Annotated in this window: 15 protein-coding genes; 8 read left to right on the top strand and 7 right to left on the bottom strand. The window is 74.6% G+C overall.

Features of this window, described 5'->3' with window-relative positions:
* Positions 1 to 27: 27 nt before the first annotated feature.
* Positions 28 to 774 carry a DUF1990 family protein gene (locus IE313_RS23840; protein WP_229924886.1) on the top strand — a complete coding sequence of 249 codons (747 nt, stop codon included), beginning with the start codon at positions 28 to 30 and terminating at the stop codon, positions 772 to 774.
* Here IE313_RS23840 and IE313_RS23835 read toward each other — a convergent pair.
* On the bottom strand, positions 725 to 1,495 hold the full coding sequence (locus IE313_RS23835) for a DUF1990 family protein (protein ID WP_189935595.1): 771 nt from the start codon (positions 1,493 to 1,495) through the stop codon (positions 725 to 727). The genes IE313_RS23840 and IE313_RS23835 overlap by 50 nt on opposite strands.
* A 73-nt stretch (positions 1,496 to 1,568) precedes the next feature.
* Positions 1,569 to 1,874 carry a hypothetical protein gene (locus IE313_RS23830; protein ID WP_229924885.1) on the bottom strand — a complete coding sequence of 102 codons (306 nt, stop codon included), beginning with the start codon at positions 1,872 to 1,874 and terminating at the stop codon, positions 1,569 to 1,571.
* A 372-nt stretch (positions 1,875 to 2,246) separates the two neighbouring features.
* On the opposite strand from IE313_RS23830, the gene IE313_RS23825 reads away from it, so the two are divergent.
* Positions 2,247 to 2,888: a response regulator transcription factor gene (locus IE313_RS23825; protein WP_189935593.1), complete on the top strand. Its 642-nt coding sequence runs from the start codon at positions 2,247 to 2,249 to the stop codon at positions 2,886 to 2,888.
* A 238-nt stretch (positions 2,889 to 3,126) separates the two neighbouring features.
* On the opposite strand, the gene IE313_RS23820 is transcribed toward IE313_RS23825, so the two are convergent.
* On the bottom strand, positions 3,127 to 4,572 hold the full coding sequence (locus tag IE313_RS23820; RefSeq protein WP_189935591.1) for an MFS transporter: 1,446 nt from the start codon (positions 4,570 to 4,572) through the stop codon (positions 3,127 to 3,129).
* Positions 4,573 to 5,114: 542 nt separating this feature from the next.
* Between IE313_RS23820 and IE313_RS23815 the strand changes: the two genes are divergently transcribed.
* Positions 5,115 to 7,091, top strand: coding sequence for an MFS transporter (locus IE313_RS23815; RefSeq protein ID WP_189935589.1), 1,977 nt, complete (start codon positions 5,115 to 5,117; stop codon positions 7,089 to 7,091).
* A 248-nt stretch (positions 7,092 to 7,339) separates the two neighbouring features.
* On the opposite strand, the gene IE313_RS23810 is transcribed toward IE313_RS23815, so the two are convergent.
* Complete coding sequence (locus tag IE313_RS23810; RefSeq protein WP_189935587.1) at positions 7,340 to 7,666, bottom strand: nuclear transport factor 2 family protein; 327 nt, start codon at positions 7,664 to 7,666, stop codon at positions 7,340 to 7,342.
* 588 nt (positions 7,667 to 8,254) lie between these two features.
* Here IE313_RS23810 and IE313_RS23805 point away from each other — a divergent pair.
* The 4 genes from IE313_RS23805 (at position 8,255) to IE313_RS23790 (ending at position 11,431) form a co-directional block, all read left to right on the top strand.
* Positions 8,255 to 8,971: a class I SAM-dependent methyltransferase gene (locus tag IE313_RS23805; RefSeq protein WP_189935682.1), complete on the top strand. Its 717-nt coding sequence runs from the start codon at positions 8,255 to 8,257 to the stop codon at positions 8,969 to 8,971.
* 18 nt (positions 8,972 to 8,989) lie between these two features.
* Positions 8,990 to 9,937, top strand: coding sequence for an N-acetylmuramoyl-L-alanine amidase (locus tag IE313_RS23800; RefSeq protein ID WP_189935681.1), 948 nt, complete (start codon positions 8,990 to 8,992; stop codon positions 9,935 to 9,937).
* 187 nt (positions 9,938 to 10,124) lie between these two features.
* Positions 10,125 to 10,961 carry a DUF5336 domain-containing protein gene (locus IE313_RS23795; RefSeq protein WP_189935585.1) on the top strand — a complete coding sequence of 279 codons (837 nt, stop codon included), beginning with the start codon at positions 10,125 to 10,127 and terminating at the stop codon, positions 10,959 to 10,961.
* 173 nt (positions 10,962 to 11,134) lie between these two features.
* Positions 11,135 to 11,431, top strand: a complete 297-nt coding sequence (locus IE313_RS23790; protein WP_189935584.1) for a hypothetical protein — start codon at positions 11,135 to 11,137, stop codon at positions 11,429 to 11,431.
* Between the two features lie 88 nt (positions 11,432 to 11,519).
* On the opposite strand, the gene IE313_RS23785 is transcribed toward IE313_RS23790, so the two are convergent.
* From IE313_RS23785 to IE313_RS23775, 3 genes are read right to left on the bottom strand one after another with little or no spacing between them, the layout of a single operon-like run.
* A complete protein-coding gene (locus tag IE313_RS23785; protein WP_189935680.1) occupies positions 11,520 to 12,611 on the bottom strand; it encodes a prenyltransferase/squalene oxidase repeat-containing protein in 1,092 nt (363 codons plus the stop codon).
* Between the two features lie 5 nt (positions 12,612 to 12,616).
* A complete protein-coding gene (locus IE313_RS23780) occupies positions 12,617 to 13,348 on the bottom strand; it encodes a class I SAM-dependent methyltransferase (RefSeq protein ID WP_189935582.1) in 732 nt (243 codons plus the stop codon).
* A complete protein-coding gene (locus tag IE313_RS23775; protein WP_229924883.1) occupies positions 13,342 to 14,901 on the bottom strand; it encodes a glycosyltransferase family 4 protein in 1,560 nt (519 codons plus the stop codon). Before IE313_RS23775 ends, IE313_RS23780 begins: the two co-directional genes overlap by 7 nt.
* A gap of 306 nt (positions 14,902 to 15,207) precedes the next feature.
* Here IE313_RS23775 and IE313_RS23770 point away from each other — a divergent pair, with 306 nt between their 5' ends.
* Complete coding sequence (locus tag IE313_RS23770) at positions 15,208 to 15,837, top strand: TetR family transcriptional regulator (protein WP_189935578.1); 630 nt, start codon at positions 15,208 to 15,210, stop codon at positions 15,835 to 15,837.
* The last annotated feature ends 106 nt before the right edge of the window (positions 15,838 to 15,943 follow it).

Genomic DNA, 15,943 nt, shown 5'->3' with positions numbered 1-15,943 from the left:
TCCGGGCGCCGGTGCCATGCTGAAAACGTGAGTGCACCGGTCACCGCCCGGCCGCGGCGGCCGCCGATGAGACGGCGGGTGGGCGTCCTGCTCCGCTTTCCCGCCGGCATCGCCCTGGTCACCTGGCGCTACGTCTGGCGCGTCACGGCACTGCACCGCACCGAGGCGCGCGGTGACCGGAGCGATCTGCCGGCGCCGCTGCCGCCGGAGCTCGTGGACGAATGCAGCAAGCTCCTGGCCGACGGCGCGGGCCCCCTGTTCCACCGGCGGTTCACGGTCCGCGTCGAGGGCAGCGCGATGGCACCCGAGCAGCTTATGTCCGCGGTGGCGGCCGACGTGAACCGTGCGGCTCCGTCCGCCGCCGCGGTGTTCCACAAGACGGCGGGAAGGCCCGGCACGGCGGAGGTCGGCGACGAGTACCGCGTCCAGATGCCGGGCCCCTGGGACGGTCCGGTGCGCGTGGTGCACCGGGACGCCACGTCGCTGCGCTTCGCGACGCTCCAGGGACATCTGGAGGCCGGGCAGATCGAGTTCCGCACGGCCGCCGACGACGACGCGCTGGTCTTCGAGGTGGAGGCATGGTCGCGCGGCGGGGACCGGTGGGCCGACCTGCTGTACAGCAGGCTCAAGATGGCCAAGGAGATCCAGTTCAACATGTGGGTGCACTTCTGCCTGCGGGTCGCGAAGTTCTCCGGTGGCCGGACGCGGGGCGGGGTCACCGTCGTCACGCGCGCGATCCCCGAGAGCTTCTGCCGCGCCGCCACCGGCTGCTGAGGTGCGGGGCCGGGGTGAGGAGGTGCCGGGCCGGGGCGACGGCGACGCCTGGGTCGCCCGGCACGGTCTCCACCCGGGCGGCGGGCGCGCCGTGCAGCTCGGCGTGGACCAGCCGGCACAGGCGTTGCGCGGCCGCCCGCAGGAACCGGTGCTGGGTCGACCGGCCGAACATCACGAAGCCCAGTCTGACCAGGGGGTTGGCGATCGGGGCGCGGCGCGAGCGGCCGGTGATGCGGAACTCGACCTCTCCGCTGCCCAGGTGCTTGACGACCAGGTAGGTCAGCTCGCCCTCCTCGAGGTGGCCCTCCAGGGTCTGGTACCCCCAGCCCCATACGCGCCGGGCCGCCGCGCCCGAGCCCTGCGTCCCGTCGACCAGTGACGTGACCCGGACGCCCATGTCGAAGCGGAGTCCCAGGAAGCGCCCCTCCAGCAGCATGTCACGGCCCGGCAGCGCATCGCCGCGCCGGTAGAGGGCGCGCAGGATGCGCGGCTCCGCGAACTGGTAGTCGTGCACGAGACGGCAGGCGATCTCCCAGGCGCCGCCGGGGACGGGGGCGCCCGGTGGCTCCCTGGCCACCGTGCACCGCAGCTCGTCCAGGCTCCAGCCGGCGTTCCAGGACGGCGCGGGCCCGGTCGGCGGAGCGTCGTTGACGTCGAGCAGGGCCAGGGCGCGCAGGGCCTCGGCGGCACGGGCGCGGTACAGACGGCGCTCACGCAGCATGCGCCCGCCCCCTCGGCGGCGCGCCGCGGCCGCTCGGGAAACCGCAGTACGTCACGGCGGGCCGCGCGGGCGGCTACTCGTACTCCGCCACGGACTGGCCGATGAGCCAGAACATGGGAGGCCACAGACCGACGAAGAGCGCACGGCGCTCGGCGTTGCCGCGCTCGTCCTGGTCGTGGCCCTTGGCCCTGGTCCAGAAGCCGATGCACAGCAGCACCGAGCCGAGCGACGCCATGTGCAGGTGGTTGCTGCGCACCCCCGCCCGGTGCAGTGCCTCCACGACCCGCATACCGACCTCCCGCAGCGCCCGCGTGTACGCCTGCCCGCCGCCGGCGACGCTCCACCGGTACGAGCAGGTATCTCCGGTATTGAGGAGCATAGGCCAGAAATGTTCGCTCGGCGCCCCGAACGGACGGCGATCCGGCCGGGACGCCGGACGGCGCGGCGGCACGGCGGCGCGGCGGCACTAGGGGCGCGGCGGCAGGGCGGCCACGTACGGGACGTCGGCGTGCGGGGCGGCAGGGGACGGCGGGAGGACACGACAAGCGCGAGGGTACGGCGGCAGACGGCACGCGGGTTCCACGGCAGACGACACGGGGCTCCGCCGCAGACGGCACGCGGGTTCCGCCGCAGACGGCGGGGTGCGGCGGCAGACGGGTTCGCGGCGCGTGGGCCGCGTCGTGGTGCGGGTGCCGGGCGAGGCGTGGCCCGAGCGGCGCCGCCCCGAGCACCCCGCCGTACCCTCTTGCCCATGACCGCCCATCCGCCCGGGGACTCCGGCGTGCGACGTACGAGGGTCCTGCTCGCCGAGGACCAGGGGATGATGCGCGGCGCGCTGGCCCTGCTGCTCGGGCTGGAGGACGACATGGAGGTCGTCGCGCAGGTGGCCGCCGGTGACGCGATCGTGGCGGCAGCGGCCCGGGAGCGGCCTGACGTGGCGCTGCTGGACATCGAACTGCCCGGGTGCAGCGGTCTGGACGCGGCGGCGGAGCTGCGCACGGCGTGCCCGCAGTGCCGCGTGCTGATCCTGACGACGTTCGGGCGGCCGGGTTACCTGCGGCGGGCCATGGAGGCGGGCGCGGCGGGCTTCCTCGTCAAGGACGGCCCGGTGGAGGAGCTGGCCGCGGCGATCCGTCGGGTGCTCGCCGGCGAGACGGTGGTCGACCCGGCGCTGGCCGCGGCCGCGCTCAGTGCGGGCCCCAATCCGCTCACGCCCCGCGAGCGCGAGGTGCTGGTCGCCTCGGCGGACGGTGCGACGGTCGCGGATGTCGCGGCGAAGGTGCACCTGTCGGAGTCGACGGTGCGCAACTACCTGTCGTCGGCCATCGGCAAGACCGGTACCCGCAACCGGATGGAGGCGGTACGGGAGGCACGCCAGCAGGGGTGGCTGTGACGCGGGATCCGCTCAGGCCCGCCGGGGCCGCCTGACGCACCGGCGCGACCGGACACCACCGGGCGCGACCGGAGGCCGGCGGACGACCAGGGGATCACCGGCGAGCCGGTGCCCGACGCCGCCGCATGGCTCGGCCCGGCCGCACCGCCCGGTCCCCGTCCGGGAGACCGGGCACCGGCCGGCTCGGCACCACCCGGCGCGGCACCGGCCGGGTGGTGCCGGGCGGCGGCCCGCTGGACTACTCCGTACCGACCTCGCCGGCCGCCGCCGGGTGCTGGGTGCGCCGCGGCATCCAGAGCAGCATGACGAGTGCCGAGGCGACCAGGATCACGGCGGCGCAGCGGAAGGCCAGGGCGTAGCCCGCGGTGAGGGCCTCGGGATCGGAGCCGCCGGCCGTACGGGACGCCGCCACCGTGGACAGCACGGCGAGGCCGATCGCGCCGCCGAGCGTGCGGGAGCAGTTGACCAGGCCGGAGACCAGGCCCGCGTCGTCCGGGTCGGCGCCGGAGGTGGCCAGCGCGGCGAGCGGGGTCGTCGAGAGGCCCGCGCCGAACATCATCACGATGCCGGGCAGCAGGATCGAGGTGGTGTACGAGCCGTCCGCCCGCATCGTCGACTGCCAGGCGAACCCGACCACGGCGACCAGGATGCCCAGTACGGCGACGTCCCTGGCCCCCAGTGCCCGCATCAGCCGGGGCGCCGCCTTGGAGCCCACGATCACGCTCACCGAGCTGGGGACGAGGGCGATCCCGGCGTCCAGCGGGGTGTAGCCCAGGACGTTCTGGGCGTACAGCGTCATCAGGAACCACATGCACACCATGCCGGCGCCGCAGATGAACATCACGGCATTGGCGGCGGCCACCGACCGCAGCCTGAACAGTTGCAGCGGCATCAGCGGCACCCGGGTGCGCCCCTCCACCAGCAGGAACACGGCGAGCAGCAGCGGTCCCGCGATCAGCGGTACCAGGGTCGCGGGGGCCGTCCAGCCGGCCGCTTCGGTCTGCACGATGCCGTACGCGAGTACGGCGGTGCCCGCGGTGACCAGCACCGCGCCCGGCAGGTCGAGGCGGCGGGTACCGCCTGCCCTGCTCTCGGTCACCCAGCGGGCGGCCCCGGCCAGTACCAGCGCGCCGACCGGCACGTTGATCAGCAGCACCCAGCGCCAGGACAGCGTCTCGGTCAGCAGCCCGCCGACCAGGCCGCCCGCGGCGCCACCGCCCGCGCCCACCGCGCTCCACGTCGCGATCGCGCGTGCGTGCGCCGGACCCTCCGGGACGGCGGAGGTGAGGATGGTCAGCGTGGCCGGCGCGAGCACCGCGGCGCCCAGGCCCTGGGCCGCGCGGGCGGCGAGGAGCTGCCAGCCCTCCTGGGCGAGACCGCCCGCGAAGGAGGCCAGCGTGAACAGCGCGAGTCCCACGAGGAACATGCGCTTGCGCCCGAAGACGTCGCCGGTACGGCCGCCGAGCAGCATGAAGCCCGCGAAGGCGATGGAGTAGGCGTTCACGACCCACTGGAGCCCTGACGCGCTGAGCCCCAGGTCCGCCCGCATGGAGGGCAGCGCCACGTTGACCACGGACACATCGAGGACGACGAGGAACTCCCCCGCGCAGGCGGCGAGTACGACAAGCCACGTCGGGGCTGGAGTGCGGTGGGTGAGTGGGGGGGCTTCAGCGACTCTGAGCATGCGGGTCATGTTTGCACGGGCCTCAGGACCCCCGTCGGGATTTCGCCGTATGAGTGACGACCTGTCTGCCCCGGTCCCCCACCGGCCTCGAAAGTCATACGACACACCTCCAGACTCACCCGCACCATCCCTCATCGCAACCGCCGGCCGCGGTGCGCGCCGACCAGCGGTGCACCCGCTCGGGCCCGGACCGGCCCGCTCTCCGAGTGCCATGCAAACCCCCGCATACGACGGACCGGAGTGTCACGAACAGGTCAAGATTGGTGTTCGTACGATGTTCCTCGGAATATGGCACGGCGCAGGTAAGTTCATGTGCCACGTACCGCCGCGCGTCCCGGTCGCACAGCACAGGGCCGCGCCGGGCGCACGCACGAACCCGCGGGACCGCACCGGCCCCGCACGCCACGGCAGCGGGCGCGCGACCCCGCGGGCACCGCGGCCCGCGGCGCCGAACCGCCGCAACCCGACGACCGACCGCACGACCGACCGCTCCGCGCCATCCGGCGTCAGCCCTCCCACTCCTGCCCTGGAGGCCGCACAGAATGACCCCGACGACCGACCAGCACCCCGGAACGGCGGCCCCCCTGACCGCCGTTCCCGTGTCCGGACTTCCCGAGGACCCGGGGAAGCACCGGGACGGCCGCGGCGGCATCGTCCCCGTCCTCGCCTTCGCCGGCATCACGGTCGCCGTGATGCAGACGCTGCTCGTGCCGGTCATCAAGGACCTGCCGACCCTGCTCAGCACCTCGGCGAGCAATGCCACCTGGGTCATGACCTCCACCCTGCTCGCCGGCGCCGTGGCCACCCCGATCATGGGCCGTCTCGGTGACCTGTACGGCAAGCGGCGCATGCTGCTCGCCAGCCTCGCCGTCATGGTGATCGGCTCGCTGATCTGCGGTTTCACCGACCAGCTACTGATCATGATCGCCGGCCGTGCGCTCCAGGGCTTCGCGATGGGCGCGATCCCGCTGGGCATCGGCCTGATGCGGGACGAACTGCCGCGCGAGCGGCTCCCCGGTGCGATGGCGCTGATGAGCTCCTCGATCGGCGTCGGCGGTGGCCTGGCGCTGCCGGGTGCCGCGCTGGTCGCCCAGCACTTCGACTGGCACGCCCTGTTCTTCACCGCCGCCGGGCTCGGCGTGCTGGCGATCCTGCTCACGCTGCTGATGGTGCCGGAGTCGGCGGTGCGCGCCCGCGGCAGGTTCGACCTGGCGGGCGCCCTCGGGCTCTCCGCCGGCCTGATACTCCTGCTGCTGCCCGTCACCAAGGGCAGCGACTGGGGATGGGGTTCGCCGACGACCCTCGCCCTGTTCGGCGCCTCCGTCGCGGTCCTCCTCCTGTGGGGCCTGATGGAGCTGCGGATGAAGGCCCCGCTGGTGGACCTGCGCACCACGGCACGGCGCGAGGTGCTGCTGACCAACCTGACCTCGATCATGGTCGGCGTGGCCTTCTACGCAATCTCGCTGGTCCTGCCGCAGTTGCTCCAACTGCCCAAGGCCACCGGCTACGGCCTCGGCCAGTCCATGGTGGTCGCCGGTCTCTGCGTGGCCCCGCTCGGGCTGACGATGATGCTCACGGCGCCGCTGTACGCGAAGCTCTCAAGGGCCTACGGGCCCAAGATGTCGCTGCTCCTCGGCATGCTCGTGATCGGCATCGGCTACGGCGCCGGGCTCGGCCTGATGAGCGAGGCATGGCAGACCGTCGTGATCTCGGTGGTGGTGGGCGCGGGCATCGGGCTCGCGTACTCCTCGCTGCCCGCCCTGATCATCGGTGCGGTGGACCCGTCGGAGACCGGCGCCGCCAACGGCCTCAACGCCCTGATGCGCTCCATCGGCACCTCGGTCTCCAGCGCCGTCATCGGCATGGTGCTGGCCCGTACGGCGAACGTGACGCCGGACGGCATCGCGGTGCCGACGATGCACGGCTTCCGGGTGTCGTTCCTGATCGCCACCTGTGCGGTCGCCGGCGGTCTGGTCCTGGCGGTGTTCCTGCCGTCCCGCCGCCGGGTGGCCCCGCAGCCGCACCTGCGCGCCGCGTCGGACGACACCGCGGTGCCCGGCGCCACCGGCACCGCCGCGCCGCAGCCGGTACCCGCGGCCGCCTCCGTCGCGGCTCCCGGGGCGCAGGTCGGCGCCGTGCCCGTCCGCACCGCGCCGCACGCCGCGGACACACGGCCGGCCTCGGACGTCCCGCGCCGCGGAAGCTGCGGCTTCCACGGCCGGGTGCTCGACGCCGCGGGCTCGCCCGTGGCCCGCGCGAAGGTGACGCTGATCGACGGCCGCGGCCGCCAGGCGGGCGCCGCGCTCACCGACACGGCCGGCCGCTACGTCCTCACCGTGCCCGCCCCCGGCCCCTACGTGCTCGCCGCGACGGCGGGCGGTCATGCGCCGCGCGCCTCCGCGGCCACGTACTCGGGCCACGCGGGCCCCGTGGAGGTCGACCTCCCCCTCTCGGCCCTGGTCCCCGCACCCCGCCAGGAGGCCGCCGCCACGCTCGAACGTCCCCGCAGCGGCTCCTGAGCAAGGGCCGCGGGCGCCCCGGGCCACCGTCAGGCCCGGCCCGGGGCCGGCCCCGCGGCTCGTGCGGGTGAGCGACGCGCAGCCGCACGCCACGGCCGGCCGCCAGGCCCCTGACATGACCGCGGCCGGCGGTCGGCGGTCGCGGTCGGCGGTCGGCGGCTGCGAGCGCACCGCCTTCCGGTGAGTCCACCGCCGCGGTCCTGACCCGGTGCACCCGGGCCTGACGGGCCGTCCCGCGAACGGAACGGTCAGCCGGTGATCCTCATCAGGCCGATCCGGTCCCCCTCGACGATGAAGGCGAAGTCGGAGGGGCCGTTGAAGCCGCTCCCGCCGACCTGGGCGCTGACGGTGACGGTGTCGCCGTCCGCCCGGGTGCCGGTGATGTCCAGGGTCACCTGCTTGCCGATGAACTCCTCGTCGCTCCAGCCCCGGATGGCGTCGTGCCCGCGGAACTCACGTCCCCAGTCGTTCACCGCGCCGTCCTCCGCGAAGGCGGCGAGGAACGCGTCGGTGTCCCCGTTGTTGGCGGCGTCGACGGCCCGGCGGACGGGGGCGGGCAGGGAAGCGGTGGCCATGGGTCTCTCCAGGTCGTGCCGGTGGAACACGACCGTCCCACAGGTGGCACACCGACACTAGGCCAGGGCCCGCGCCGCCGCATCCGGAGCCTGCCGACCGCGCTCGCCGCCCTGGCCGGACTCGCCCTCGCCGCCCTCGGCCCCGTCCAGACAGCCGCGGCGAGCGGTGCCGCGCCCGCCGCCACCGGTCTGCACATCAGCGGTGGCAAGCTGGTCGAGGGCAACGGCAGCGCCTTCGTCCTGCGGGGCGTCAGTGCCGCCCACGCCTGGTACGCCGACAGGACCACCCAGTCGCTGAAGGACATCAGGGCCCTCGGCGCCAACAGCGCCCGCATCGTGCTGAGCACCGGCGCCCGCTGGACCCAGAACAACGCGAGCGACGTCTCCAACATCATCGGCCAGTGCAAGCTGAACAAGCTCATCTGCATCCTCGAAGCCCATGACACCGCCGCCGGCTCCCGGCCCGGCCGTCCGCCGCGCCACGCCCCCGCCGCCACCGGCCGCGGGAGCGTACGGCAGCATGGGCGCGGGCCTGCGCAACGGGCGCAACCGCCCGTGCCGACGTACGCCCCCGAGCTGGAGGAACCCATGGCCGTCGAGCCCGCGCCGGTGTCCGAGCGGCCGGTGCACGCTCCGCCGGCACCCGTGCCGCACCCCGCGCCGCAGGTGCTCGCGGCCTTCGAGGCGGCCAAGGGCTTCATGCCCCTCGACGAGGGGCTCGCCCTGTACGCGGCCGCGTGCCGGGCCGCGGCGCTGGGGCTCCCGCTGCTGGAGGTCGGCACCTACTGCGGCCGCTCCACCCTGCTGCTGGCCGACGCGGCCCGTGCCGCGGGCGTCACCGCGGTCACGGTCGACCACCACCGGGGCAGCGAGGAGCAGCAGCCCGGCTGGGAGTACCACGATCCGGAGCTGGTGGATCCGGATCCCGGGGTGGGACGCATGGACACCCTGCCCGTCTTCCGGAGGACGCTGTTCAAGGCCGGTCTGGAGGACCACGTGGTGGCGGTCGTGGGCCGTTCGCCGCAGGTGGCGCGCCTCTGGCGGGCGCCGCTCGGCCTGGTCTTCATCGACGGCGGCCACACGGACGAGCACGCGAGGGGCGACTACGAGGGCTGGACGCCGCATCTCGCACCGGGCGGCCTGCTGGTCATCCACGATGTGTTCCCGGATCCCGCGGACGGCGGCCGGGCCCCGTACCGCATCTACCGGCGGGCCCTCGACTCCGGTGCCTTCGCCGAGGTCGCGGCGGTCCGCTCGCTGCGCGTGCTGCGCACCGCCGAGCAGGCGGCCGGGGCCGCGGTCTAGAGTCGGACCGTGTCCCCCATGAGTCCCGGCCGCGATCCTTACGGGGCCGACGGCTCCCGTCCGCCGCGGCGTGCGCCGGCCGTGGCGGTGGCTGCGCTGCTGTCCGTGGCCCTGGTGGGCTGGCTCGTCTGGCGGGCCGTGGACGGACCGGCGCCGCACGGCACGCCCGCGGACGGCCCCCCGCCGAGCGCCGCCACCGCGCGGAGCGCGCCCGGTACGCCCTACGGCGACCGCGGTCCCGGCCGGGCGTACGGCAAGCCCCCCGCCGGCGCTCCCGGGCACACGGCCGCGCGACCCCTGGCCGGCAGGGTCGTCGTGATCGACCCGGGCCACAACCCGGACAACTACCGGCACCCCGACGAGATCAACCGCAAGGTGGACGTCGGCACCGGCACCAAGGAGTGCGACACCACGGGCACGGCCACGAACGCCGGATACCCGGAGGCCCGGTTCACCCTCGACGTCTCACGACGGGTGCGGGCGCTGCTGGAGGAGCAGGGCGCCGAGGTCGTCCTGACGCAGGACGGCGACCGCGCCTTCGGCCCCTGCGTCGACGAGCGGGCCCGGATCGGCAACACGGCGCACGCGGACGCCGCGATCTCCATCCACGCCGACGGCGCCCCGGCCGGGGACCGCGGCTTCCACGTCATCCTGCCCGCGCCGGTGCACGAGGGCCGGGCGGACACCCGGGCGATCACGGGGCCGTCCCGCGAGCTCGGGGAGCGCGTCGCCGGCCGTTTCGCCCACGCCACCGGCAGCGCCCCCTCCAACTACATCGGCGGCGGCACCGGCCTCGACGTCCGCGCCGACCTGGGCGGGCTGAACCTGTCCCGGGTGCCCAAGGTGTTCATCGAGTGCGGCAACATGCGCGACACGCACGACGCCGCCGAGGTGACGAGCGGCGCGTGGCGGCAGAAGGCGGCGCAGGGCATCTCTGAGGGAATCATGAGTTTCCTGCACGGGTGAGGTCACAAGCCCATGACCGGGCAGACACCTTCACCATGATGACGATAGTGTCGCCCCTACGATGGGGGGCCACCCCCGCGCTTCGCAACCCCGCGGCCACCGCAGTCCCCCGAGACCTGCCACCGCGAGTGACGAGCGACAGCGACGCCCACCAGCGACCGATGAGACGACTGACGAAGGACCTGAAGTGAATTTCCGCTCCCTCAAGCGAGGCGACGGCGTGGTGATCGCGGCAGCGGTGTTGCTGTTCATCGCCTCGTTCCTCGACTACTACTCGGCACCCTCGGGCTACAGCGGCGACGTCCCGAACGCGTGGGACGGTCTGGGCAACGGCCTCGGTGTCTACATGGGCGGTGTCATCGGCGCGGCACTGATCGTCGTGAGCCGTTCCCTGCCCCAGCCGCGGAAGGTCGCGGGCCTGGAACTGGGTCAGCTCGGCGTCGGGTTCACCATCCTGGTGGCGTGGGTGATGTTCTGGACGATCGTCGACCTCGACAACGTGGACGCCGGTGCCGGTCTCATCCTCGGTCTCATCGCCGCCCTGGTCCTCGCCGCCGCCGCGGTCGCCACCCCGCTGGTCGCCGCCCTCCAGGCGCCGCTGACCGGCGCCCCGCGCCCGGTCAGCGCCCCGTACGGCATGCAGCCGGGCGCCGGGTACGGCTACCCGGGCGGCCCCCAGCCCTCGTACGGCGGCCAGCCGGGCCCCGGACAGCCGCAGCCCTACGGTGCGCAGCCCCAGCCGCAGGGTGCGCAGCCGCAGCCCCAGCCGCAGGCCCAGGGCCAGGCCCAGGCCCCGCAGCAGACGCAGGGCGCCCCCTCCCCCGGTGACTTCTCGCCGTTCTGGTTCGCGGTGCCGGTGCAGCGCCCGCTCTACGCGGAGGACGGCTCGCCGACCCCGATCGCCGAGCTGGCGCCCGGCACCTGGTACCTGGCGGTGGAGCAGCGCGGCCCCGGCCTGGTGGCGCAGACGCAGGACGGCCGTCGCGGCGTGCTCCAGGACACCACAGGCATCCAGCGCGGCTGAGTCCGGATCGACCGGGCTCCGTCCGCCGCGCGGCCGGAGCGTCCCGTCGCCGGCGTCCTGTCGAGAGCGCTTCGGCCCCCGTTCCCCGGAACGGGGGCCGTGCTCGTGTGCGGGTCCGCGCGGTGACCGGGCGTCAGGGTTTCGCCCCGCGGGGGCGGGCAACCCTCATGTTCATGTCTAGATATCGTAACGGCTCGGACCAGGCGGGGACGGTCATAGCGATCATTGCGGACGTCTTCGCCCTCATACTCGGTCTGTGGATCCTGATGTACCTGCTGGACGCGAACCGCGGCAACGACCTGGTCCAGCTCGTCCGTGAGTCCGCGAACTGGCTCGCGGGCTGGTCGCACGACCTCTTCACGTTCGACGAGGCATGGGCGCGCGTGGTCGCCGGCTACGGCCTTGCGGCCGTGGTCTACCTCTTCGTGGGCCACGCGGTCGCCCACCGCCTGCACCGCCACCGGCACTGACCGCACCGGCGCGCGCCGCGGGCCCTGCTCTCGGCGCACGGCGGCCTGCGCCGGCGCGTGTCCCGGTGCACCCGGGCGGCCCGGCGGTTCAGCCGTCCGGGACACCCTGCGCGCAGCACTGGGGGTCGAGTCCGGCCGGCAGGTCCGCGCCGCCGAAGACCGCGCAGGTCGCCTCGTCGCCACCGAGTGCGGCGACGGCGAGCAGCACGGCTCCCGCGGTCCAGGTGGTCAGCTCCTCGGGCCACACCGCCTGGTCCGCGTAGACGTAGCCCGTCCAGTACAGGCCCGAGGCCGGGTCGCGCAGGTGCCGGATCGAGCGCAGGATCTCCACGGCGCGCGCCGGCTCGCCCATCGCCCACAGCGCCAGGGCGAGTTCCGCGGACTCGCCGCCGGTCACCCAGGGGTTGGGCACCACGCAGCGCACGCCGAGGCCGGCGACGACGAAGCGGTCCCACCCCTCCGCCATCCGGGAGCGGGCCTCGGCCCCGCTCAGGGCGCCGCCGAGTACGGGGTAGTACCAGTCCATCGAGTAGCGGCCCTTGTCCAGGAAGTGCTCCGGGTGGCACCGCACGGCGTGCCGCAGCGCGCCCACCGCGAGCTCCCAGTCGGGCTGCGGCTCGCCGCGCTGCCCGGCGAGGGCGAGGGCGCAGCGCAGGGCGTGGTGGATCGATGCGGAGCCGGTGAGCAGCGCGTCGGTGCAGGCGCTCCCGTCCGGCTCCCGCTTCCAGCCGATCTGCCCACCGGGCTGCTGGAGTTCCAGCACGAAGGAGACGGCGGCGCGCACCACGGGCCACATCCGGTCCAGGAACCGCTCGTCCCCGGTGGCCAGGTAGTGGTGCCAGACGCCGACGGCGGGGTACGCGCAGAAGTTGCTCTCCCGGCCGTGGTCCGCCACCTCGGTCGCGTCGCCGTCGGCATAGGCCGCGTACCAGGAGCCGTCCTCGTTCTGGTGCCGGGCGAGCCAGTCGTAGGCGCGGGCGGCGGCGCCGTGCTCGCCCGCCGCGTCCAGGGCCATGGCCGCCTCGGTGTGGTCCCAGGGGTCGAGGTGGTGGCCGCGGAACCACGGTATGGCGCCGTCCGGGCGCTGGACGGCGAGGAGGGCGCGCACGGTGGCGGCGGCCTGCTGCCCGGTGAGCACGCCGGGCAGTGCCAGGCGCTCGGTCTTCTCGGGCCGGCGCACCGCGCTCACACCCCGGTGTCGGGCAGGTGCGGCTTGGTGGCGTAGGCCACGAAGCTCTTGCCGACGACCGGGTTGAGCAGTTGCTCGGCGAACCGCGTCGCCAGCGGCTTCTTCATGATGTCCCAGACCAGCAGCCTGTGGTACGCGCGCACCGGCAGGGCCTTGTCGTTGTCCACCCCGAACGCGCACTTCAGCCACCAGTACGGCGAGTGCAGCGCGTGCGCGTGGTGGGTGCCGTAGGGCTTCAGACCGGCCTCGCGGATCCTGCCGAGGAGTTCGTCGGCCTTGTAGATGCGGATGTGGCCGCCCTCGACCTCGTGGTAGGCGTCGCTGAGCGTCCAGCAGACCTTCTCGGGGCCGTACCGGGGCACGGTCACGGCGATCCTGCCGCCGGGCCGCAGGACCCGCACCATCTCCGCGAGCACACCCTTGTCGTCCGGGATGTGCTCCATCACCTCGGAGATGATCACGACGTCGAAGGACTCGTCGGGGAAGGGCAGCGCGAGCGCGTCGCCCTGCATTGCGGTGGCGGTGGCGCCCGCCGGGGCCTCGCCCGCCTCCTTCATCGCCGCGAACCACGAGGCGACCTCGCGGACCTCGTCCGCGCTGCGGTCGAGTGCCACCACGCGCCCCCCGCGCCGGTAGCACTCGAAGGCGTGCCGTCCCGCGCCGCAGCCCAGGTCGAGCACGCGGTCGCCCGCGGCGAGCGGGAAGCGGGTGAAGTCGACGGTCAGCATGAGTGGTTGCTCCCGGAGGGCGTCCCGGTGGCCGCGGGACGGCCGGAGTCGGTGTGGGGGTGGGCGGGGGCCGGCTGGACGGCGGCGGGCTGCGCCGGCCCCGCCCGCCCGGCCGCGGAAGCGGGCGGCTGCGGGACGCGGGGCCGGACTGGGCGGGCCGGACCGGAGCGCTGCGCGGGGTGGACCGCGCGCGACGACCGTCCGGCGGCCGCGCGGTCCATCGCCTCCCGGTAGCGCTCCACCGTGCCCTGTGCGGCGCGCGCCCAGGTGAACCTGGCCAGCACCCGGGCGCGGCCCGCCGCGCCGAGCCTGGCGCGCAGCCCGGCGTCGTCCAGCAGCCGGCCGAGCGCGGCGGCGAGCGCCGGCGCGTCGCCGGGCGGCACCGCGAGGCAGGTCTCGCCGTCCGGTCCCGCGACCTCCGGGATGGCGCCGCCGGTGGTGGCGACCAGGGGGGTGCCGGTCGCCATGGCCTCGGCGGCGGGCAGGGAGAAGCCCTCGTAGAGGGAGGGCACGCAGGCGACCTGGGAGCCGCGGATGAGGTCGGCCAGCTCCTCGTCGGTGATGCCCTTGACGAAGCTGACGGCGTCCTTGAGGCCGTACCGCTCGATGGCACCGGCCACCGGGCCGTCCTCGGCGCGCTTGCCGACCACGACCAGATGGGCCGCGGGGTGCTCGGCGCGGACCTCGGCGAGTGCCTCGACGAGGTGGACCAGGCCCTTCAGCGGGACGTCCGCGCTGGAGGTGGTCACGATCCGGCCCGGCACCTGCGGCACCGAGGGATCGGGCGAGAAGCGGTCGGTGTCCGCGCCGATGTGCACCACGCTGATCCGCTCAGGACGTACGCCCAGGTGCTCGACGATCTCCTGGCGCGAGGACCCGGAGACGGTCAGCACGGACGGCAGCCGCCGCGCGACCCGGCCCTGCATCCGCGTGAACGCGTACCAGCGGCGCACCGAGGCCCGGCGCAGCCTGCTGTCCGCCGCGTCCAGCTCAAGGCGCCGGTCGACGGTGATGGGGTGGTGGATGGTGGTGACGAGCGGTGCGCCGAGGTCGCCCAGCAGGCCGTAGCCCAGCGTCTGGTTGTCGTGCACGACGTCGAAGTCGCCGCGGCGGGCGCGCAGATGGCGGCCCGCGCGCAGGGAGAAGGTCAGCGGCTCGGGGAAGCCTCCGGTCTTCATCGTCGCGACTTCCAGCGTGTCGATCCAGTCGCGGTACTCCTCGCGCGCGGGCGTGCGGAACGGATCGGGCTGGCGGTAGAGGTCGAGGCTGGGCAGCCTGGTCAGGGTCGGCCCACCCGCGCCGGTCGCCCCCTCCACGCGGTCGAGCACGGGGTACGGCTGCGCGCCGATGACCTCCACGCGGTGGCCGAGGCGGGCGAGTTCACGCGAGAGGTGGCGCACGTACACGCCCTGGCCGCCGCAGTAGGGGTTGCCCTTGTAGGTGAGGAGCGCGATACGCAGCGGGCGTCCGCCGTCTGCCGCCGGGCCCGGCCGGGGGCCGTCCTGCGCTCTCCCGGACGCCGGAAGCCCCGCCTCATCGGCGTCAGCGGTCACTCCTGGCCCCCTTCTCATGGCACTCCACGGCGAGACTACGCGTGGGCGGTAATCTAGAACAAGTTTCAGACTTGATCGTCCGGCCCAAATCTACCGGCAGGTAGGCCCGTCGTCCCGGGGCGGCGGCGGTGATCCGTGCCACGGCCGCGGGCCCGGCGCGACCGGCGCGGCGAGGCCGGGGCGCGCGACGCGTGCGCCGGGTGGCAGCGCGGGGGCGCAGGCCGTGGATACGTTGACGGAGCACAGATCCGGGAAGCGCCGCCGCGTGCCCGGATGACCGTCGAGGACCGTCACGGAGCGGGACATATGACAGCGGAGGCAGACACGGTGGCCGCGGCTCCCGCGCCGCTGACCGAGCGACAGGCCGCGCGGCGCCGCCGCATCCTCGGCGCCAGTGCGCGGCTGGCCGGGCTCGGCGGCTTCGACGCGGTGCAGATGCGTGAGGTCGCCGAGGAGTCCGGAGTGGCGCTCGGCACCCTCTACCGCTACTTCCCGTCCAAGGTGCACCTGCTGGTGGCGACCATGCAGGACCGCCTCGACCAGTTGCACGCGGCGCTCCGACGGCGGCCGCCCGGCGGCGGGAGCCCCGCGGAACGGGTCGCCGAGACGCTGATGCGGGCCTTCCGGGCGCTACAGCGCGAGCCGTACCTCGCCGACGCCATGGTCCGCGCGCTCACCTTCGCGGACCGTTCGGTGAACGCCGAGGTCGACCAGGTGTACCGCAGGACCACCGCGATCATCCTGGACGCGATGGGCGAGGAGCGCGACCCGGCGCCCGGCCAGCTCTCCGCGGTCCGGGTCATCGAGCACACCTGGCACGCGGCCCTGATCGCCTGGCTCTCCGGCCGTGCCGCGACGGCCCAGGTCCGCGCCGACCTGGAGACCGTCTGCCGGCTGCTCGCCCCCTCCGAACCGGCCGGCCCGCAGCGGGGTTGAACCGGGCGCCGTACGGCCGCCGCACGGGCCGCCGGGCCGGGTGCCGCACAGGTCGTCCGGCACGGCCGCCACCGCACGGGCCGCCGGGCGCGGTGGCGTCCGGGGC

This window comes from Streptomyces sulfonofaciens, from assembly GCF_014656295.1.
GTDB lineage: Bacteria > Actinomycetota > Actinomycetes > Streptomycetales > Streptomycetaceae > Streptomyces > Streptomyces sulfonofaciens.
Note: the sequence above shows the minus strand (reverse complement) of the source record. Positions and strands in the feature narration are given on the sequence as shown.

Bases quoted from the DNA above. Each gene is read 5' to 3' on its own strand.
- IE313_RS23835 (WP_189935595.1), bottom strand. From the start codon at position 1,495: ATGCTGCGTGAGCGCCGTCTGTACCGCGCCCGTGCCGCCGAGGCCCTG.
- IE313_RS23830 (WP_229924885.1), bottom strand. From the start codon at position 1,874: ATGCTCCTCAATACCGGAGATACCTGCTCGTACCGGTGGAGCGTCGCC.
- IE313_RS23825 (WP_189935593.1), top strand. From the start codon at position 2,247: ATGACCGCCCATCCGCCCGGGGACTCCGGCGTGCGACGTACGAGGGTC.
- IE313_RS23820 (WP_189935591.1), bottom strand. From the start codon at position 4,572: ATGCTCAGAGTCGCTGAAGCCCCCCCACTCACCCACCGCACTCCAGCC.
- IE313_RS23815 (WP_189935589.1), top strand. From the start codon at position 5,115: ATGACCCCGACGACCGACCAGCACCCCGGAACGGCGGCCCCCCTGACC.
- IE313_RS23810 (WP_189935587.1), bottom strand. From the start codon at position 7,666: ATGGCCACCGCTTCCCTGCCCGCCCCCGTCCGCCGGGCCGTCGACGCC.
- IE313_RS23805 (WP_189935682.1), top strand. From the start codon at position 8,255: ATGGCCGTCGAGCCCGCGCCGGTGTCCGAGCGGCCGGTGCACGCTCCG.
- IE313_RS23800 (WP_189935681.1), top strand. From the start codon at position 8,990: ATGAGTCCCGGCCGCGATCCTTACGGGGCCGACGGCTCCCGTCCGCCG.
- IE313_RS23790 (WP_189935584.1), top strand. From the start codon at position 11,135: ATGTCTAGATATCGTAACGGCTCGGACCAGGCGGGGACGGTCATAGCG.
- IE313_RS23780 (WP_189935582.1), bottom strand. From the start codon at position 13,348: ATGCTGACCGTCGACTTCACCCGCTTCCCGCTCGCCGCGGGCGACCGC.
- IE313_RS23770 (WP_189935578.1), top strand. From the start codon at position 15,208: ATGACAGCGGAGGCAGACACGGTGGCCGCGGCTCCCGCGCCGCTGACC.